Origin of the sequence: Nocardia sp. NBC_00881 (assembly GCF_045207455.1) — a bacterium.
In the GTDB taxonomy this organism is placed as follows: domain Bacteria; phylum Actinomycetota; class Actinomycetes; order Mycobacteriales; family Mycobacteriaceae; genus Nocardia.
Genome location: NZ_CP108798.1, coordinates 2,775,408 through 2,794,253 on the forward strand (window position 1 = coordinate 2,775,408; position 18,846 = coordinate 2,794,253).

The following is an 18,846-nucleotide window of genomic DNA, read 5'->3' on the forward strand; positions in this document are numbered from 1 at the left end:
CCGATGCCCCACTCACACTAATGCCCTGTCGTTACCTCACCGACACGCACCTGGCATTCGTGCGGCACCTGGTCAGAACCGCGTGTCCCGGCGGATGTCCGCCGGGACAGCGGGCTCAGGCGTCGTCGAGCAACTCGGCCGTGACAGCCGATTCGGTGTCGGGCACGCCGAGCTCCTTGGCGCGCCGGTCGGCCATCGACAGCAGACGGCGAATACGGCCCGCCACGGCGTCTTTCGTCATCGGCGGGTCGGCGAGCTGACCCAGTTCCTCCAGCGACGCCTGGCGGTGCTGCACGCGCAGCTTGCCCGCGGCGGCGAGATGGTCGGGCACGTCCTCACTGAGGATCTCCAGCGCGCGTTCCACCCTCGCCGCCGCGGCTACCGCGGCCCGCGCCGAGCGGCGCAGGTTGGCGTCGTCGAAATTGGCCAGCCGGTTCGCGGTCGCGCGGACTTCGCGGCGCAACCTGCGCTCCTCCCAGACCATCCGGGTGCCATGCGCGCCCATCCTGGTCAGTAGCGCACCGATCGCCTCGCCGTCGCGCACCACGACGCGGTCGGTGCCGCGCACCTCGCGCGCCTTCGCCGCGATCCCGAGCCGCCGGGCCGCACCGACCAGCGCCAGCGCCGCCTCCGGCCCAGGGCAGCTGACCTCCAGCGCCGAGGAACGCCCTGGTTCGGTGAGCGAGCCGCGCGCGAGAAACGCTCCGCGCCAAGCGGCTTCGGCGTCGGCGATGCTGCCGCCGACCACCTGCGCGGGCAGACCACGCACCGGAACACCGCGCACGTTGAGCAGGCCGGTCTGCCTGGCCAGCGCCTCGCCCTCCTTGGACACGCGCACCACATAGCGTGAGGTCTTGCGCAGACCACCCGCGCCGAGCACGTGCACGTCGGAGCCGTAGCCGTAGAGCTCGAAGATCTCCCGGCGCAGCCTGCGCGCGATGGAACCCATGTCCACCTCGGCCTCGACGATCACCCGGCCGCCGACGATGTGTAAGCCGTCGGCAAAGCGCAGCAGCGCGGACAGCTCCGCCCTGCGGGAACTCACTTGCGACACCACGAGCCTGCTCAGCTCGTCTTTCACATCGGCTGTCATCGCCACGAGACGCGCTCCTTTCCACCCAACCCGGAACGCACATCTTGACCCATGTGCCGTCCCTCGACTCGAAGCCCTGCCATTTGCGGCCGAGGTTGCCGGATCACTTGATCCAGTGCGGCGGCGAGCTTTCCGGGGTGATGCCGGGCCGTCCCCGCTTCGGCGACATCGGAGAAGGTTACCCGTGCCCGCAACTGTTCGGCAGCCCTGGCCACATGTTCTCGCTCGCGCCCCTCTGACACGGACCCGGAATCGACCAGTACCTCGTCGACCACGAATTCCGGCGCGTGCTGAGACAATACGTGCAGATGCCGCTCCGCGGAGAAGCCCGCCGTCTCCCCCGGCTCTGCAGCGAGATTGAGCACCAAGACCTTCCGCGCCCTGGTGTACACCAGGGCTTCCCGCAGCTCGGGCACGAGGATGTGCGGAATGACGCTGGTGAACCACGAACCGGGACCGAGTACGACGACATCGGCGTGTTCGATCGCCGAGGTCGCCTCGGGACTGGCCGGCGGATCGGACGGAATCAACCGCACCCGCCGCACCTTACCCGGCGTGGTGGCTATGGCAACCTGGCCGCGAATGCAGCGGCTCACCCGCGGATCTGCTTCCAGCCCAGAAACATCCGCCTCGATGTCGAGCGTGATCGGCGCCATCGGAAGAACCCGCCCGGTGATACGCAACATTTTGGCGACCTCGTCGAGCGCGGCCACCGGATCGCCGAGCACCTCGGTCAACCCGGCCAGGATGAGATTGCCGACAGAATGCCCGGCCAGCGCGCCGGTGCCGCCGAAACGGTGCTGAACAGTCCGTGTCCACACCCCGTCGGCGTCCGCGGCGAGGGCAGCCAACGCCATGCGAAGATCCCCCGGCGGCAGCACCCCCAATTCGGCGCGTAGCCGCCCGGAGGAGCCGCCATCGTCCGCGACGGTCACCACCGCGCAGATCTTCCTGGTCAGCCGTCGCACCGCGGTCAGTGTCGCGTACAGGCCATGCCCGCCGCCTAGCGCGACGATGCTCGGATTGGATTCCCAACCGGTCATTCGCGCCCCAGATCCCGGTGCACGACGCGCACCACGTCGGCGGATCCCTCCGACCCACCGGGGACCTGGCTGATCAGCTCGCCCAGTGCCTCGGCTATCGCGACGCTTCGGTGTTTGCCTCCGGTGCAGCCCACTGCCACGGTCATGTATCGCTTCCCCTCTTGGCGGTAACCGTTCGTCGTCAGATCGACCAGGTGGTGACAGGTACGCAGGTAATCGTTCGCGCCAGGGCGTGACAACACGTACTCGCTGACCACCGCCTCCTGACCGGTATGTTCCCGCAATTCCGGTATCCAATGTGGATTAGGTAGAAAACGCACATCCAACACGATGTCAGCGTCCAGCGGAACCCCGTACTTGAAGCCGAAGGACTGCACGGTGAGTTGCAGCGCGCTGGGCGCGCCGCCCCCATATGCTTCCTCGAGCTTGCGGTGCAGCTGATGGATGGACAGCTCGGTGGTGTCGATGACCAGATCCGCCGCGGCCTTCACGGCCGACAGGCGCACCCGCTCGGCGGCGATACCGGCCGACAGTGTGCCGTCCTTGCTCTCGCTCTGTAGCGGATGACGGCGCCGGGCAAATCCGAAACGGCGGATGAGCACGTCGTCGGACGCCTCCAGGAACAGGACCCTGGTGCCGACGCCGAGCGTCCGCAACTGTTCGGTGACCGCCGAGAGATCGCCGGTGAAGAACCGGCTGCGCACATCCATGACCAAGGCCAGGCGGCGGATCGGCGGGGTCGCGGAGGCGCCCAACTCCACCATCCGACCGAACAGCTCAGGCGGCAGATTGTCCGCGACGTACCAGCCGAGGTCCTCGAGTACGCGCGCGGCGGTGCCACGGCCCGCGCCGGAGAGTCCGGTCACGATCACGACCTCGACCTGTGGGTGCGCTCCGGCGAGGGCGCCGGACAAGCCCGCTCGTCCTCCGCTCGTCGGCGGGCCACCCGCACTGCTGTTCGATTCGACGCGTGTCATGTCCTACCGGATCCGTCTCTCGGGTGCCTTCCGATCATCCCGCACCGGTTTCGGTATCGGGCACAGACACATAACGTACGCGAAACCGAAACTTCCGGTGCGCTGTCAGCGACTATTCCGCCTGTAGTGCGGCGAGCACCGCCTTCGCGGTTGCCAGCCCGATGCCGGGCACCTCGGTGATCTGCTCGACCGTGGCCTGCTTCAGCTTGGCTACCGACCCGAAATGGGTGACCAGTGCGCTCCGGCGTGCCGTGCCGAGGCCGGGCACCGAGTCCAACGCCGACGCCGTCATCCGACGCGAGCGTTTGCTGCGGTGGAAGGTGATCGCGAAGCGATGCGCCTCGTCGCGGACTCGCTGCAGCAGGTACAGTGCCTCGCTGTTGCGCGGCATGATCACCGGCTCGCTCTCCCCCGGCACCCACACCTCCTCGAGGCGTTTGGCCAGGCCGATCACCGCGACGTCGGTGATCCCGAGTTCGTCGAGCACCTCGGCGGCGGCCGCGACCTGGGGCGCGCCGCCGTCGACTACATAGAGGTTGGGCGGATAGGCGAACTTGCGTGGACGCCCGGTGTGTGGGTCTATGCCCGGGCGGGAGACGAGTTCGGGTGTGTCGTCATCGCTTCCGATGGCGGCGAGGTCTTCCTGTTCCCTCAGATCGCGTTCGCGCCGCAACTTCAGGAACCGGCGGCGGGTCACCTCGGCGATGCTGGCGACGTCGTCGGAGCGGCCGTCGCCCGCGGCCTCCTTGATCGCGTAGTGCCGGTACTCGGATTTGCGCGGCAGACCGTCCTCGAACACCACCAGCGAGGCCACCACGTCGGTGCCCTGCACGTGGCTGATGTCCACGCACTCGATGCGCAGCGGGGCGCTGTCGAGCTCCAGCGCGTCCTGAATGTCCTGCAGAGCTTGTGATCTCGATGTCAGATCGCCCGCGCGCTTGAGCTTGTGCTGGGCAAGCGCTTCCATCGCGTTCCGCTGCACGGTCTCGGCGAGGGCCTTCTTGTCGCCGCGCTGCGGTACCCGCAGTCGCACCGCCGAGCCGCGCAGGTCCGACAGCCACTGCTGGACCTGCTCGACGTCGGCGGGCAACTCGGGGACAAGCACCTCGCGCGGCACCACGGTGGCGGGCCGCTCGTCGGTCGCCTGTTCGGCCACGGCGACCTGCTCGCCGTAGAACTGGGTGAGGAACTGCTCGACCAGGGCGGCCAGCTCGCCGCCGGCTTCGGGAGTGTCGACGGCATCGCCCGACTTGTCGACCACCCAGCCGCGCTGGCCGCGCACGCGACCGTCGCGGACGTGGAAGACCTGCACCGCCACCTCCAGCTCGTCGGTAGCGAAGGCGATCACGTCGGCGTCGGTGCCGGTGCCGAGCACCACTGCCTGCTTCTCCAACGCGCGGCGCAGCGCTTGGATGTCGTCGCGCAGGCGGGCGGCGGTCTCGAAGTCCAGGTCTTCGGCGGCGTCGTGCATGCGGCGCTCGAACTCACGGACCATACGGTCGGTGCGGCCGGCGAGGAAGTCGCAGAAATCCTCGACGATCCCGCGATGCTCGTCGGCGCTCACCCGGCCGACGCAGGGCGCCGAGCACTTGTCGATGTACCCGAGCAGGCACGGGCGCCCGATCTGGCTGTGCCGCTTGAAGACTCCATTGGAGCAGGTGCGCGCGGGAAACACCCGCAGAAGTAGATCGAGGGTCTCGCGGATCGCCCAGGCGTGCGCGTACGGGCCGAAGTACCGGACGCCCTTGCGTCGTGCTCCGCGGTAGACGAATAGCCGCGGGTACTCCTCGTCGAGGGTGACCGCGAGCACCGGATACGACTTGTCGTCTCGGTAGCGGACGTTGAAGCGCGGATCGAAGCCCTTGATCCAGTTGTACTCCAGCTGCAGCGCCTCCACCTCCGTGGAGACGACCGTCCACTCGACGCTCGCGGCCGTGGTGACCATCTGCCGCGTGCGCGGATGCAGACCAGCGACGTCGGCGAAGTACGAGTTCAGCCTGCTGCGCAGGCTCTTTGCCTTGCCGACGTAGATGACCTGCCGATGGGCATCCCGGAACTTGTAGACGCCGGGTTCGACGGGGATCGTGCCCGGCGCGGGCCGGTACGTCGCTGGATCTGCCACGGGTCAAGCCTATCCACCGGGTCCGACAGCCCGGCACGGCTCCGCAGCGGCCGCGGTCAGGACGCCCGGACGCCGAACCAGGCCTTCGCGTCCGGCCGCCGCAGCAGGTGGACGACGGCCGCCGTCGTGCCGAGCGAGTAGCAGGCGGCGAGAACACCGACGGCGGGCGGGACGGTCGCGAGGTCGCCGATCGCACTCCACCCGACGACCGCCTGCCCGATCGCCAGAATCAGCGCGAGGGTACGCACGGCGCGCGCGCCTTCGGCGAATCCGAGAACCAGTAGACCAAGCGCCCAGGTGACGCAGAACTGGGACGACGACGCGGCAGCGGCTTCGGCACCGCGCGTCACGCCCATGATGACCGGATAGGCGATCGCAAACCCCACCATCCCCCAGATGGCTTCCCGCACATCCTGAACCGCGTCCGGCATCCCCGTTTCCGCGGCGACAACCGGATCCTCACCCGAATACGCCGAATCCACAGACGTACCCCCGTTCCACCGAACGAATTGACACAGCCCAAGAACACGCCGAGCCGCACGCTAACACGACACCGACCCGGACAACTGGGACTTCGGCAAACGCGCCGCCGATCGGTCACCTACTCCGCGAGGCCGTGCCCGCGGAGGACCGCCAGCAAGGCTTCCGGGCGCTCGGTGGTGGGGAGGGGGTCGACCCGAGCGAATCGGCAGCCGAGCGCCGCCGCGCCGCCGTCGGCCTCGGCACTGTCGCCGACCATCAGCGTCGCGTCGGCGGGCACTCCGAGTTCGTGCAGGGCGGTGTGGAAGATCGCCGGATCCGGCTTCATCGCGCCCACCTCGTAGGACAGCGTGAACGCCTGGATGGACCGGTCCCAGCCGCGCGCGGCGAACGAGGGACGGATGTCGAACGGGATATTGCTCACAACAGCGACCGGGACACCTTGTGCCGCAAGAAGTTCCAACACAGTGACCGTGTCGGGGTAGGGCGTCCACTGCATCGGGTCGATGAGCCGGGCGTAGAGCCGCTCGGCGTCCTCGTCGGTGGGCACGCCCGACTTCCGCAGTACCTCCAGCATGGCGACGCGGTGCAGTGCCGGGTCGAGGTCACGGTTGTCCCACGCGTACTGCTTCTCCGCGTCGAACTGGACGATCTGTCCGACGGGCGCCGTCATCCGCCGCATGATCTCGGCCTTCTCGTGCACGTCGAACGCCCGGCCGTCGGGCCAGGTCAGATCTCCATACCAGGTTTCGTCCTCCTCCAGCCGAAACAGGGTCCCGGAGAAGTCGAACAACACGGCGTCGATCGTCACCGCGCCAGCCTACCGACGGACTGTTCGAGCCCGCATGGTCGCGAACACCGCAGGACCGATTCGACGGCGCCGAGTGACCACACCGGCTGCGGCCAGAGCGATTTCGTGGTGGTTGGAGAAAGTCGCGCGAGTCGGTGCCGGACGATAGAGTCCGGGCATGAGGCGCAAGCGAGGAAGCTGGGTCGGCGCTGTCGCGGCGTTGGCGCTCACCGTGGGGATGGCCACGGCCTGTTCGTCCGACGAGGACAACGCGGGTGGCGTGTGCGCGACCGTCCCGAACGGCACGCCGGTCGCGGCGGCGGCCTCGGCGTATCCAGCGAGCCGCGGCGCCCAGAATCTGAGCACGAATCCGGAGATCGCGAGCGGGTACCGCTCCGGCATGACGCCGGTGCGCACACACAGCTTCGCGGTGTCGACCGCGAACCCGGTGTCGACGAAGGCCGCATGCGAGGTGCTGCGCGACGGTGGCACCGCGGCGGACGCACTGATCGCGGCGCAGACGGTGCTCGGACTGGTCGAACCGCAGGCCTCCGGCATCGGCGGCGGCGCGTTCCTGCTCTACTACGACGCGAACACGAAAGCCGTGGACGCCTACGACGGCCGCGAGATCGCCCCCGCCGCAGCGACGGAGAACTACCTGCGCTGGGTCGGCGACACCGATCGGGCCGAGCCCAAGCCGAACGCACGTGCCAGCGGTCGGTCCATCGGAGTGCCCGGCGTGCTACGCATGCTGGAAATGGTGCACCACGACCACGGCAAGACCGGGTGGCGCGATCTCTTCGAGCCGGCCATCGGGCTCGCCGATCGCGGATTCCCGATCAGTCCCCGCCTTGCGGGTCAGATCGCGGAGTCGGCGAAGGACCTCGCCGTCGACGAGGACGCCCGGGCATACTTCCTCAACCCGGACGGAAGTCCCAAGCCCGCAGATACCGTGCTCACCAACCCGGCCATGGCGAAAACGCTCGGCGCTGTCGCCGCCGACGGCGCGCAGGCCTTCTACACCGGCGCCATCGCACGTGACATCGTCGACGCCTCGGGACGGTCCTCCGGCGGGCGCACCCCGAGCCTGATCACAACCGAAGACTTGGCCGGCTACCAGGCCAAGAAGCGCACCGCGCTGTGCACCGGCTACCGCACGCACGAGGTCTGCGGCATGCCGAGCCCCTCCTCCGGCGGGATCACCGTCGCCGCCACGCTCGGCATTCTGGAGAACTTCGACTTGGCCGCCATGCGGCCGGACGACATCGACCGCAACGGTGGCAGGCCGGACGCCCAGGCGGTGCACCTCATCTCGGAGGCAGAGCGCCTCGCCTACGCCGACCGTAACAAGTACGTGGCCGACACGGACTTCATTCCGCTCCCTGGTAATTCGGCTCAGACCCTGCTGAACAAGGACTACCTGAAGCAGCGCGCCGGGCTGATCAACCCGAATCGCAGCATGGGCACCGCACAGCCCGGCGACTTCGGCCCGGTTCCACTCGGCACCAGCCCGCAGCCGCCCGAGCACGGCACCAGCCACATTTCAGTGGTCGACAAGTACGGCAACGCCGCGGCGATGACCACCACGGTCGAGTCGGCGTTCGGTTCGTTCCACCTGGTCGACGGCTTCGTGCTGAACAATCAGCTCACCGACTTCAACGCCGACCCACTGGGCACCGACGGCGTGCCGGTGGCCAACCGCGTCCAGCCGCGCAAACGGCCACGCAGCTCGATGAGCCCGACACTGGTGTTCGACAAGGCCGGCGACGGTTCACGCGGCGAGCTGACGCACGTCGCAGGCTCACCCGGCGGTTCGGTGATCATCCAGTATGTGGTGAAATCCCTGGTCAGCATGTTCGATTGGGGCTTGGACCCGCAGCAGGCGGTCTCCGCGGTGGCCTTCGGCGCGGCGAACAGCCCGACCACCGGCGTCGGCGGCGAGCACCCCGCGGTCAACGCGACCGACAACGGCGATCACGACCCGCTCGTACTTCGGCTCCGTCAACTCGGCCATCAGGTCTCGGTCGCGCCACAGATCAGCGGTCTCAGCGCTCTCGAACGCGACGGCGCCGACAGCTGGATCGGCGGCGCCGACCCCCGTCGCGAGGGCGCGGTCCTGGGCGACACCCGCTGAACAGCTGCCACCGATCCATAGCCGGCGCGGTGACCTCCATCCTGCGGGCAGGGTAAAGCTCATTCTTCAGCCGGTCGTTGGCGAAAGTCTCCGCGAGAACGCACCTACCCGGCACTATCCCCGAGAAGGTTGAATAACGTCAAGACTCCCCCGCGACGGACGAAACATCAGGAGGCACGTCTGCCGCCCCGGGGCGTGCCGATCACTTGTTCCCGGAGTATCGCGCGCCGAGTTCGCGCAGCCGGGACATCGCCTGCGCGGCATGCTCCCTGTCATTGGATCGAATCGCCAGCATCGGGACGTAGTCGTCATCGACCAGCTCCAGGCGCGCCCAGGACTTTCGGTCCGGGAACGACACGCCGCGGATGTGATCCCACCCGAAATCATTGTCGCCCAGGATGTTTCGCACAGACACGCCGCGCGCGCCCACCCGCACCCTCGGTCTGGTCAGCAGCAGCACCGCCGCCGCACCGAGCAGGCCGATCCCGATCATCGCGACCTGGTCGGCGACGCGGAAATTCACGCCGGTCGACCCGCTGCGCAACCAGATACCACCCGCGGTGAACACTGCCGCGATCAGGACCGCCACAATCCAGGCCGTCCGCACCGCCCGCCTCGGACGCACCTCGAACTCCCAGTCCGGCGAATCGCTCCCCGCCGCGGGCGAGCCGGCATTCCTCCGGAAGATACGGACGACCGGCATCGGCTACGCGGACTGCCGCAGGGCCCGCAGCGTCAGTGCGGCATCCAACGCCGCGGCGGCCGCCTGCTCACCCTTGTTCTCGTGCGAATCCGGCAGCCCGGCCCGATCCAGCGCCTGTCGCTCGTTGTTGGTGGTGAGCACCCCGTTCGCGACGGGCGTACCCTCGTCCAGCGAGACCCGGGTGAGCCCCGCGGTCACCGCATCGCAGACGTACTCGAAATGCGGTGTATCACCTCGTATCACCACACCGAGCGCGACCACCGCGTCATGTGCCTTGGCGAGTTCCTGAGCCACCACCGGCAGCTCCATCGCGCCCGCGCAACGCACCACCGTGATCCGGTGGACGCCGGCGTCCTTGGCCACCCGCTCCGCGTGCGCGAGCAGCGTGTCACAGATCTGGGTGTGCCAGCGCGACGCGACGATACCCAAGGTGAGGTCCTTGGCATCCTCGAGCGCGAAAGTCGGTACGCCGGTACCGCTCATCGATGTCCGCCTTTCCGGGTCTGCTCGGAGTTCAGTGTGCCGTCTCGCCGAGATCGAGCTCGTCGAGCCCGATCAGGTCGTGGCCCATCCGGTCACGCTTTGTTCGCAGGTAGCGGAGGTTCTCCGCGTTGGCGCGCAACGGCATCGGCACTCGATCGGTGATCCGCAGGCCATAGCCGTCCAGACCAACACGCTTGGCCGGGTTGTTGGTGAGCAAACGCATCGAGCGGAGACCGAGATCCACCAAGATCTGGGCGCCGGTGCCGTAGTCGCGGGCATCGGCGGGCAGGCCGAGTTCCAGGTTCGCGTCGACCGTGTCGTGGCCGGAATCCTGCAGCTGGTAGGCCTGCAGCTTGTGCATCAGGCCGATACCGCGCCCTTCGTGGCCGCGCATGTACAGCACAATGCCGCGGCCCTCGGCCGCGACCATCTCCAGCGCGGCGTCCAGTTGCGGACCACAGTCACAGCGCAGCGACCCGAACACATCGCCGGTGAGGCACTCCGAGTGCACGCGCACCAGCACGTCCTCGCCGTCGCTGATGTCGCCACGCACCAGCGCGACGTGCTCGACCTCGTCGTAGATGCTCTGGTAACCGACTGCCATGAACTCGCCGTGCGACGTGGGAATACGCGCCTCCGCGACCCGCACCACGTGCTTCTCGTGCTTGCGCCGCCAGGCGATCATGTCCGCGATGGAGATCAGCGCGAGCTCGTGCTCGTCGGCGAAAACGCGTAACTCCTCGGTGCGGGCCATGTGACCCTCGTCCTTCTGGCTGACGATCTCGCAAATCACACCCGCGGCTCGCAGCCCTGCCATCCTGGCGAGGTCGACAGCCGCCTCGGTGTGGCCGGGGCGGCGCAGCACCCCACCGTCCTTGGCACGCAACGGCACCACGTGGCCCGGCCTGGTGAAGTCGTCGGCCTTCGCGTCGGCGTCGGCGAGCAGCCGCATGGTGGTGGCCCGGTCGGCGCCCGAGATGCCGGTGGTGACGCCCTCGCGCGCGTCCACCGAGACGGTGTATGCGGTGCCGTGCTTGTCCTGGTTCATCGCGTACATCGGCGGGAGACCCAGGCGATCACAGTCGTCACCGGTGAGCGGCACGCAGATGTACCCAGAGGTGTAGCGGATCATGAAGGCGACCAGCTCCGGGGTGGCCTTCTCCGCCGCGAAGATGAGGTCGCCCTCGTTCTCGCGGTCCTCGTCATCAACGACGACGACCGCCTTACCGGCGGCGATGTCGGCGACTGCGCGCTCGATGCTGTCGAACCTGGTCACGTCTGCTGTGCTCCATCTCGAAATAGGTGCCTCACCACAGTACTGTGTCTAATTTGCCGCGCCTTCGCACGGCGTGTTCAAGGCTCGCGTCCGAGCAGGCGAGACTCGCACCCAGCGGGGCTGGGAAATGCGATGACTGGGCGATTTGGTATTGGCGGCGACACGCTACGGCCGGAACTCGCGACTTCGTCGCATGCACTCGCCGCTCGGACACGAGCACGCCCCGAACGGCCCTCGAGACCTTCGCGCCTCACAACGCGGGCGGGGCCGAGCGGATCGAACACGACTAGTCGCGTTGCTGGAGGCGTTCGACGTATTTGGCGATTACGTCCACTTCCAGGTTCACGGTGGTGCCGACGGTGGCGAAGCCTAGGTTGGTCAGCGACAGAGTGGTCGGGATCAGGGAGACCTCGAACCAATCGCGGCTTCCGTCCTCGGTGGGCTCGTCGGCGACGCCTAGACCGGAAACGGTGAGCGAGATGCCGTCGACGGTGATCGATCCCTTTTCCACGACGTAGCGAGCGACATGCTCGGGCAGGGAGATTCGTACCACGTCCCAGTTCTCCGACGACGTCCGCGAGAGCACGGTGCCGGTGCCGTCGACGTGGCCCTGCACCAGATGGCCGCCGAGCCTGCTGTTCAGCGCGGCGGCCCGCTCCAAGTTCACCTTCGAGCCGACGTCCAGCTTCCCGATGCTGGAGCGGTTCAGCGTCTCGGCCATCACATCGACGGTGAACGACTCGCCGCCGACCACCTCGACGACCGTCAGGCATACCCCATTCACGGCGATCGAATCACCGTGTCCGGCATCGGAGGTCACCAGCTTGCCCTTGATCGTCAGCCGCGCGGCGTCGGCCAGCTGCTCGCTGCCGACGATCTCGCCGAGTTCCTCGACGATGCCTGTGAACATGTGCCCTGACTCCCTGTCGCGTCGTTGTCCTCCGGTTGCGGAACAGCGCGGGCCCCGGCCGCTATTCCCGCCACCTCCTCAGCCTAACGACGCCAGGTCGTAGCGGACAGTGGCCTGGCCGATCGAAACCCGGCTCCGCCGGGGAGACCGGAAGCAGACCGCAGGGCGAGCAAGTCGCGCTCGAACAAACATCTGCCATCGAAAGCGGAACGAAAATTGCCCACGTATGCCGAAATCGGCGCCGATCACAAGAAGGCGATTCCCGTTCAAGCCTATTTTCGCTACCGCCCGAATTAATTTCCGCTCGCGTGCGTAATGTTCGATTCCCGCGTAGTACCCCACCGAAACACGCTTATAACGTGAACTAGCACACAGATGGAAATGCAGGCGATATCGTCATATGACTGATGCGCCCCGTTCAGCTTCCCGCAGAGCAGTTCGACGTGGAGCGGTTGAACGTGGGGCCGCAGTACACCCCAGAAGTTCAACCCAGGATGTCCACAACTCGAGAAAGCCGAAAACACAGTGGGCCAAATCAAGTTCGACACAGTCGGGGGCACGGCGTGACCGCCATTCTCGATTCGGCGCTGGAAGTCCGCTGCTCGCAGTATCGCCGCGAATTCGATCTGCCCGCAGCGGTCGATCCCACCTCGCGCCGGATTCTGCTGCATATCGGCGCTGATTACGGCGCCATCACGATGCCCGCCGATCTCGGCGAGCGAGTACAGCAACGACTCGTCCAGGCCGGGCTCGCCGGTCCGGTTGTCGAACATCCACGTGCTCGGCTCTGGACGTTCCTCACCGGGCACGCCCGGCGCGACACGCTCAGCGCCGGCGTCTCAGCCCAATTGTTCCGGCTGTATGCCACGGTCGCGTGTACCGGCAGCCAGGTCGTGCTGCCCTCGCCGGAGGACGAGCGCACCGGCTACCGCACCTGGATCCGACCACCGGAGGTTGCGTCGCCCCGGCCGCCGCTCAGCGCCGTGATCGAGGCGACGCGGGAGGTCGGCACGCGGAAAGTTCGCGTGGGGTAAGAAGTTTCAGCGCGTCCGCGCCGAGGCCGCCGTACTGCGCAGCGCCTGCACGGTGGCCCCGGGGTCCGCGGTGTTGTAGACCGCGGACCCGGCGACGAAGCAATCGACGCCCGCTTCCGCGGCGGCCTCGATGGTGTCGGCGTTGATGCCGCCGTCGATCTCGACCACCAACCGCAGCTCGCCGGAGTCGACGAGGTTGCGCACGATACGTGCCTTCTCCAGCACGTGCGAAATGAACGACTGCCCGCCGAAGCCCGGCTCCACGCTCATCACGAGCAGTGTGTCGAACTCGCGCAGGATCTCCAGATACGGTTCGATGGGCGTGTTGGGCTTGACGGAAAGCCCGGCCTTGGCGCCCGCCGCGCGAATGTCGCGCGCGACCGCGATCGGATCGTCGGTAGCCTCCGCGTGAAAGGTGACGTTGTATGCGCCCGCCTCGGCGTACGGCGGCGCCCAGCGGCCCGGGTCATCGATCATGAGGTGGCAGTCCAGTGGGATATCGGTCGCCTTCAGCAGGCTTTCGACCACAGGAAGACCGATCGTGAGGTTCGGCACGAAGTGCGCGTCCATCACGTCGACATGCAGCCAGTCGGCGCCCTTGACCGCCCGCACCTCGTCCGCGAGGTGCGCGAAGTCGGCGGACAAGATGGACGGGGCGATCATCGGGACGGCCGGACGCGGGAAAGTCGGGTTGGACACAACGCGGCAGTCTATCGGTCGGTAGGGTTGCCCAGCGCGGGAGTGGGTAGCCTGCATAGGGTGATCAATATTTCGGCGGAACAGGGGCTCTACAGCACCCCGGTGGAGATTCGGGTGGCCGCATCGGTGACACAGCTGCCCATCGTGCGTGGGCTCGCCGAAACCCTCGTCCTACTCAGCGATTTCACGCTGGATGAGGTGGCCGACATCCGGCTTGCCGTCGACGAGGTCTGCTCGACGCTGATCGCGGTCGCGGCACAGGAAACCAGCTTGAACTGCCGGTTCACCGTCGGTGACACCGAGCTGCTCGTCCGGGTCGACGGGATCGCGGAGAAGCCGGGGCTGCCCGACCAGCGCAGCTTCGGCTGGCATGTGCTGCGCACGCTCACCGACACGGTGGACGCGACACAGGATTCGTTCGATTCGACGGTTTCCGGGTATCCGACGAGGGTCGAGTTCCGTCGGCTCCGAGGGAAGGCGTAGTGACCGACGAGGAAACCGTGTCCGAATCCCAACGAGACGACGACGCCGACACGCTGACCACGGAGGACGCCGCCAAGGAGAGCGAAACCCTCGAAGCCGCTGGCGCGGTCCCCGCTTATGACGATGTCGGACTTCTCTTCGGGCAGCTCACCGCCAGTGAGCCGGGCACAGCGCGGCACACCGCGCTCCGCGCGGAACTGATCGGTCGCTGCATCCCGCTCGCTGACCACATCGCACGCAAGTTCAGCGGACGCGGCGAACCGTTCGATGACCTCACCCAGGTGGCCAGAGTTGGTCTGGTGCACGCGGTGGACCGCTTCGATGTCGAGCGGGGATCGAACTTCCTATCCTTCGCGGTGCCGACCATCATGGGCGAGGTCCGCCGCTACTTCCGCGACAATACGTGGGCGATGCGAGTGCCGCGGCGGGTGAAGGAAACTCACCTGCGCATCGGCGCGGCGATCGACTCGCTCTCGCAAAGCCTCGGCCGCGCGCCGACCGCAAAGGAGATCGCGGCGGAGCTGGACGTCGATCCGGACGAGGTGACCCAGGCCGTCATCGCGGGCAACGCCTACCAGCCGAGCTCGATCGACGCGGCCACACTCGGCCGCGATACCGAAGCCTCGCTGCTGGACACCCTCGGCGAGGAAGAGTCCCAGTTCGACCGCGTCGAGGAATACGTCGCGATCCGGCCGCTGCTGGCCGGACTGCCCGAGCGGGAACGCCGAATCCTCACCATGCGATTCTTCGAATCGATGACGCAAACCCAGATCGCGCAGCAGATGGGAATCTCGCAGATGCACGTGTCGCGTATCCTCGCGAAAACCCTTGCCCGCCTGCGCGATCAGTCCAGTCGAGAGTGACGATACTCAACCCTGTCCGCGTTCGCGCACTCTGCGCGCCTTCGCCGGGGCGGTGAGCCACCAAGCGGCGTCCAACATCTCACGCAGCTGATCGGGGGCAACGCGATCCAGGTCGACGAGGATGTAGGCGTGGCCGTCATAGTGCGGCGTGGTTGTAGTAGGCGGGATCGCCGGAGGCCAACAGCGCCTGTTTCTCGACCATCTCGCAGGCCAGCACGAGCCTGCCCTCCGGCCTCGCGGCGCAGCCGGGCGAACCCCTTGCCGTCAACCTTCAATGCCGGGCTGCGCCACCAGGTCGCTTATTCGACGCCCGGGAGATCGGTCGCCAAAGCCACTACGTCCCGCCAGGTCATCGTCATGATCCGAGTGTGCGGCAGGACCGAGCGTCCACGCTTGGACGAATGGAACTCAGCGCGGCTTGCGGAGCGCGGCCAGGAACATCGCGTCGGTGCCGTGCCGGTGCGGCCACAGTTGTGCCGCTGGCCCGTCGCCAACGTCGGTGACGCCGGGCAGCAGGTCGCGGGTGTCCAACTGCTCTGCGCCCAGGCGACGCACGCCATCGGCGACGATAGACACCGTCTCCGCCAGGTGTGGGGAACAGGTCGAGTACACGACGACCCCACCCGGACGCAGCAGATCCCATGCGGCGGTGAGTAATTCGCGCTGCAGCACGACCAGTTCACGGACATCGCCCGGGGTCCGCCGCCAACGCGCCTCCGGCCTGCGGCGCAGTGCGCCAAGGCCGGTGCATGGGGCATCCACCAGGATGCGGTCGTAGCCGCGGGTCAGTCCGCTGGCGCGGCCATCGGCTACGTGGACGTCGACCGGAAGGTCGCGCACCGTTTTGCGCACCAGCTCGGCGCGGTGCTCGGCGGGCTCGACCGCGTCGACCCGGAAGCCGTCGATCGCGGCGATCGCCCCGAGCAGTGCGGCCTTGCCGCCTGGTCCCGCGCACAGGTCGAGCCAGCGGCCGTTGTCTTCACCATCGAGTGCGGCCCGCGTCAGCGCGAGCGCGACCAACTGGCTGCCTTCGTCCTGCACTGCTGCCATGCCCTCGCGCACCGGCTCGAGCTTGCCGGGGTCGCCGCCTTCCAGGTACACCGCATACGGCGACCATCGACCTTCCTCGCCACCGATCACCAGTGCGAGTTCCTCCGCGGTGATATCGCCGGGTCTGGCCACCAGATGCACGAGCGGTCGGGCGTCGTCCGCGGCGAGCGCCTCGCGCAGCTCCCCTGCCCGCGCGCCGAGCGCGTCGGCGAATGCCTGCGCGATCCACACCGGATGCGCATACTCGAAGGCCAACCTGCCGACAGGGTCGGCGGGCGCGAGCGCCTCGACCCATTGCTCGGTGGTCCGCTCGCCCGCCCGCCGCAGCACGGCGTTCACGAAACCGGCCTTGCCCGCGCCGAATTCGCCGCGAGCCAGGGCCACGGAAGTATCGACCGCGGCGTGCGCGCCGATCCTGGTCCGCAGCAGCTGATAGGCACCCAACCGCAGTACGTCCAGCAACGGCCCGTCGATCTCCTCGATCGGCCTGCCGGCGCCCTGGGCGATCACCGCGTCGAGCAGCCCCAGCGACCGGCACGCTCCATAAGCGAGTTCGGTCGCCAAGGCCGCGTCCCGCCCGGACAACCCGCGGTCGCGCAGCAGAGCGGGCAGGACAAGATTGGCGTAGGCGTCACGTTCGCGCACCGCGCGCAGCACATCCCTGGCAATCGACCGCGGCGGATCGACGTTCTCGTGTCGGGCAGATCGGCCGACGCCCGGCGCACCTTGACTCGCAGCAGTTTTCGACTTCGTGGTAGCGCGCGCCGGGCGCTGCTCGGCGGAACGATCTGCTCGACCCGCCGTCGCCCGCTGCCCCGTGGCGGCACGCCGTTCGTCACGGTTGCGCCCGCCCGCCTCGCCCTGGCCACCGCCCCGAGAACGCTGCTCGGCGGCCCGTGACTGCCCGGTACCGTTCCGGTTCTGCGTCACGCGCTTCGGATGGTCGCCGCTATCGGCCGAATTCCGCTGCCGTGTGCCGCTCGGCTGCGCACCTTGGGCACGGGCACGACCGGTGCCGCCGGACCGATTCCTACGCTTCGCCGCGGCATCCCGTTCACCGCCGCGCCGCCCACTGCGTTCGCTGTCGTCGCCACTCCGGTTTTCGCGCGGGTTCACTCGACCACCGCGCCTGGCCGCAGGCGCGCACCACGCGCCCAGTCGAGGGCGGCCATCATGCGCTTGCCCGGCGGCTGAACCTGATCCAGCCGCACCGCGGTGGTCGCGGTGCCGATGAAGACTCCGGTCTTACGGACCTCGATCGCCCGCTCCGGCAACACCTCCTCGACCAGCTCGACCGGGCCCAGTTTGAGTCGGGTGCCGTCGACCTCGGTCCACGCACCCGGCGCGGGAGTGACGGCGCGGATACGTCTGCCGATGGCCAGCGCGGGCTGATCCCACCGGACGTGCCCGGCCTCGACGCCGACCTTCGGCGCGTAGGAGACGCCGTCGTTGGACTGCGGAACCGATTGCAGCGACCCGTCTTCCAGACCATCCAGGGTCGCCTCGAGAAGCCGGGCGCCACTGTCGGCGAGTCGCTCCAGCAGCGTACCCGCGGTGTCGGTGACGGAGATCTTCTCGGTCACCATGCCGAACACCGGGCCCGTGTCCAGTCCGGCCTCGATTTGGAAGGTCGACGCGCCGGTGATCTCGTCGCCCGCATCGATCGCCGCCTGCACCGGGGCGGCCCCACGCCAGGCGGGCAGCAGCGAGAAGTGCAGGTTGATCCAGCCGAACCGGGGGACATCGAGCACCTGCTGGGGCAGCAGCGCGCCGTAAGCCACAACCGGGCAGCAGTCCGGCGCCAGTTCGGTGAGTTGCGCAATGAATTCGGGTTCGGATGGCCGCCGCGGCGTGAACACGGGAATGCCGTACTCGTCGGCCAGCCTGCCGACCGGCGACCTGGTCACCTTGCGACCCCGCCCTGCCACCGCATCCGGCCGGGTGACCACCGCGACCAGCTCGTGGCGCCCCGATTCCAGGAAGCGCCGCAGCGACGGCACCGCCGGTTCGGGGGTCCCCGCGAAGACGATGCGCATCAACGGCCCAGCCCGAACGGGTTGGCCTGGCCCGTTCCACTCATCGACCGCGCCGGCCGTACCGTCGACCCCGCGGAGAACCACTCGGATTCGCGGATGGTCCGCATCGCCTCCTTGCGCTGGGCCGGGTCGAGGCGATCGATGAACAGCACACCGTCGAGGTGATCTGTCTCGTGCTGCACGCACCGTGCGAGCAGCCCCTCCGCCTGCCATGTGACCGGCGCGCCGTCCAGGTCCACACCGGACGCGCGCACGCGCCGCGCGCGCCGCGTGTCGTAACGCACACCGGGTATCGACAGGCAGCCCTCCGGACCGACCTGCTCCTCGTCACCGATGACCTGCCACTGCGGGTTCACCAGGTGTCCGGCGGCGTCGCCGGTGTCGTAGACGAACACACGCAGCCCAACCCCGATCTGCGGTGCCGCCATTCCGACTCCGCCGTCGTCGTGCATGGTCTCGGTCAAGTCGGTCACCAGCTGTCGCAGGTCGCGGTCGAATGCGGTGACCTCCATGGCGCGGGCACGCAGGATGGGATCGCCGAACAGGCGAACGGGCTGAATGGTCACGGCTGGCTCCCGGAATCGGACGAACGCGGTCGTCTCATTCTAGTGAGACGACGCGGATATCCCCGATTCACCAGCCGGAAGCTGGTAGAACTCCTATGCGGACC

At 68.0% G+C, this 18,846-nt stretch carries 18 protein-coding genes and 1 pseudogene; 4 read left to right on the plus strand and 15 right to left on the minus strand.

The annotated features are described in order from the left end of the window. Positions 1-115: 115 nt before the first annotated feature. From whiA to OH799_RS10910, 6 genes are all read right to left on the minus strand, one after another. Complete coding sequence (whiA, locus tag OH799_RS10885; protein ID WP_406281981.1) at positions 116-1,093, minus strand: DNA-binding protein WhiA; 978 nt, start codon at positions 1,091-1,093, stop codon at positions 116-118. After that, a complete protein-coding gene (gene yvcK / locus OH799_RS10890; protein WP_406278769.1) occupies positions 1,090-2,136 on the minus strand; it encodes a uridine diphosphate-N-acetylglucosamine-binding protein YvcK in 1,047 nt (348 codons plus the stop codon). The genes whiA and yvcK overlap by 4 nt, the downstream gene beginning before the upstream one ends. After that, a complete protein-coding gene (rapZ, locus tag OH799_RS10895; RefSeq protein WP_406278772.1) occupies positions 2,133-3,113 on the minus strand; it encodes an RNase adapter RapZ in 981 nt (326 codons plus the stop codon). The genes yvcK and rapZ overlap by 4 nt, the downstream gene beginning before the upstream one ends. 112 nt (positions 3,114-3,225) lie before the next feature. Next, entirely contained in the window at positions 3,226-5,235 is a 2,010-nt protein-coding gene (uvrC, locus tag OH799_RS10900; protein WP_406278775.1) for an excinuclease ABC subunit UvrC, read from the minus strand. A 56-nt stretch (positions 5,236-5,291) separates the two neighbouring features. Further along, a complete protein-coding gene (locus OH799_RS10905; protein ID WP_406278778.1) occupies positions 5,292-5,717 on the minus strand; it encodes a hypothetical protein in 426 nt (141 codons plus the stop codon). A gap of 119 nt (positions 5,718-5,836) precedes the next feature. Beyond that, on the minus strand, positions 5,837-6,526 hold the full coding sequence (locus OH799_RS10910) for an HAD family hydrolase (protein WP_406278781.1): 690 nt from the start codon (positions 6,524-6,526) through the stop codon (positions 5,837-5,839). A 157-nt stretch (positions 6,527-6,683) separates the two neighbouring features. On the opposite strand from OH799_RS10910, the gene OH799_RS10915 reads away from it, so the two are divergent. Continuing rightward, positions 6,684-8,639 carry a gamma-glutamyltransferase family protein gene (locus tag OH799_RS10915; protein WP_406278784.1) on the plus strand — a complete coding sequence of 652 codons (1,956 nt, stop codon included), beginning with the start codon at positions 6,684-6,686 and terminating at the stop codon, positions 8,637-8,639. Positions 8,640-8,841: 202 nt separating this feature from the next. Here OH799_RS10915 and OH799_RS10920 read toward each other — a convergent pair whose 3' ends face one another. From OH799_RS10920 to OH799_RS10935, 4 genes are all read right to left on the minus strand, one after another. Continuing rightward, complete coding sequence (locus OH799_RS10920; protein WP_406278787.1) at positions 8,842-9,342, minus strand: PH domain-containing protein; 501 nt, start codon at positions 9,340-9,342, stop codon at positions 8,842-8,844. Positions 9,343-9,345: 3 nt separating this feature from the next. Next, on the minus strand, positions 9,346-9,825 hold the full coding sequence (gene ribH, locus OH799_RS10925; protein ID WP_406278790.1) for a 6,7-dimethyl-8-ribityllumazine synthase: 480 nt from the start codon (positions 9,823-9,825) through the stop codon (positions 9,346-9,348). Positions 9,826-9,856: 31 nt separating this feature from the next. After that, a complete protein-coding gene (locus OH799_RS10930) occupies positions 9,857-11,101 on the minus strand; it encodes a bifunctional 3,4-dihydroxy-2-butanone-4-phosphate synthase/GTP cyclohydrolase II (RefSeq protein ID WP_406278793.1) in 1,245 nt (414 codons plus the stop codon). A gap of 286 nt (positions 11,102-11,387) precedes the next feature. Further along, a complete protein-coding gene (locus OH799_RS10935; RefSeq protein WP_406278796.1) occupies positions 11,388-12,011 on the minus strand; it encodes a riboflavin synthase in 624 nt (207 codons plus the stop codon). A 563-nt stretch (positions 12,012-12,574) separates the two neighbouring features. Between OH799_RS10935 and OH799_RS10940 the strand changes: the two genes are divergently transcribed. Beyond that, positions 12,575-13,045: a hypothetical protein gene (locus OH799_RS10940; protein ID WP_406278799.1), complete on the plus strand. Its 471-nt coding sequence runs from the start codon at positions 12,575-12,577 to the stop codon at positions 13,043-13,045. 6 nt (positions 13,046-13,051) lie between these two features. On the opposite strand, the gene rpe is transcribed toward OH799_RS10940, so the two are convergent. Next, positions 13,052-13,708 carry a ribulose-phosphate 3-epimerase gene (gene rpe, locus OH799_RS10945; RefSeq protein ID WP_406281984.1) on the minus strand — a complete coding sequence of 219 codons (657 nt, stop codon included), beginning with the start codon at positions 13,706-13,708 and terminating at the stop codon, positions 13,052-13,054. A gap of 96 nt (positions 13,709-13,804) precedes the next feature. Between rpe and OH799_RS10950 the strand changes: the two genes are divergently transcribed. Beyond that, complete coding sequence (locus OH799_RS10950; RefSeq protein ID WP_357261396.1) at positions 13,805-14,227, plus strand: anti-sigma factor; 423 nt, start codon at positions 13,805-13,807, stop codon at positions 14,225-14,227. A gap of 53 nt (positions 14,228-14,280) precedes the next feature. Continuing rightward, on the plus strand, positions 14,281-15,090 hold the full coding sequence (locus OH799_RS10955) for a SigB/SigF/SigG family RNA polymerase sigma factor (protein ID WP_406281988.1): 810 nt from the start codon (positions 14,281-14,283) through the stop codon (positions 15,088-15,090). Between the two features lie 6 nt (positions 15,091-15,096). Here OH799_RS10955 and OH799_RS10960 read toward each other — a convergent pair. The 4 genes and pseudogenes from OH799_RS10960 to def all read right to left on the minus strand — a co-directional run bounded on the left by OH799_RS10960 (position 15,097) and on the right by def (position 18,742). Further along, positions 15,097-15,449 (minus strand): annotated as a pseudogene (locus OH799_RS10960) (MmcQ/YjbR family DNA-binding protein). 49 nt (positions 15,450-15,498) lie between these two features. Then, the gene (locus tag OH799_RS10965; protein WP_406278802.1) at positions 15,499-17,070 is read right to left on the minus strand and encodes an RsmB/NOP family class I SAM-dependent RNA methyltransferase; all 1,572 of its coding nucleotides are present in this window, start codon (positions 17,068-17,070) and stop codon (positions 15,499-15,501) included. Positions 17,071-17,252: 182 nt separating this feature from the next. Beyond that, positions 17,253-18,176 carry a methionyl-tRNA formyltransferase gene (fmt, locus tag OH799_RS10970; protein ID WP_406278805.1) on the minus strand — a complete coding sequence of 308 codons (924 nt, stop codon included), beginning with the start codon at positions 18,174-18,176 and terminating at the stop codon, positions 17,253-17,255. Then, complete coding sequence (gene def / locus OH799_RS10975; RefSeq protein WP_406278808.1) at positions 18,176-18,742, minus strand: peptide deformylase; 567 nt, start codon at positions 18,740-18,742, stop codon at positions 18,176-18,178. The genes fmt and def overlap by 1 nt, the downstream gene beginning before the upstream one ends. Between the last annotated feature and the right edge of the window lie 104 nt (positions 18,743-18,846).

Excerpts from the sequence above, each read along its gene's own strand:
- whiA (WP_406281981.1), bottom strand. The coding sequence starts at position 1,093 with ATGACAGCCGATGTGAAAGACGAGCTGAGCAGGCTCGTGGTGTCGCAA.
- rpe (WP_406281984.1), bottom strand. The coding sequence starts at position 13,708 with ATGATCGCCCCGTCCATCTTGTCCGCCGACTTCGCGCACCTCGCGGAC.
- OH799_RS10935 (WP_406278796.1), bottom strand. The coding sequence starts at position 12,011 with ATGTTCACAGGCATCGTCGAGGAACTCGGCGAGATCGTCGGCAGCGAG.
- OH799_RS10915 (WP_406278784.1), top strand. The coding sequence starts at position 6,684 with ATGAGGCGCAAGCGAGGAAGCTGGGTCGGCGCTGTCGCGGCGTTGGCG.
- OH799_RS10920 (WP_406278787.1), bottom strand. The coding sequence starts at position 9,342 with ATGCCGGTCGTCCGTATCTTCCGGAGGAATGCCGGCTCGCCCGCGGCG.
- ribH (WP_406278790.1), bottom strand. The coding sequence starts at position 9,825 with ATGAGCGGTACCGGCGTACCGACTTTCGCGCTCGAGGATGCCAAGGAC.
- yvcK (WP_406278769.1), bottom strand. The coding sequence starts at position 2,136 with ATGACCGGTTGGGAATCCAATCCGAGCATCGTCGCGCTAGGCGGCGGG.
- rapZ (WP_406278772.1), bottom strand. The coding sequence starts at position 3,113 with ATGACACGCGTCGAATCGAACAGCAGTGCGGGTGGCCCGCCGACGAGC.
- fmt (WP_406278805.1), bottom strand. The coding sequence starts at position 18,176 with ATGCGCATCGTCTTCGCGGGGACCCCCGAACCGGCGGTGCCGTCGCTG.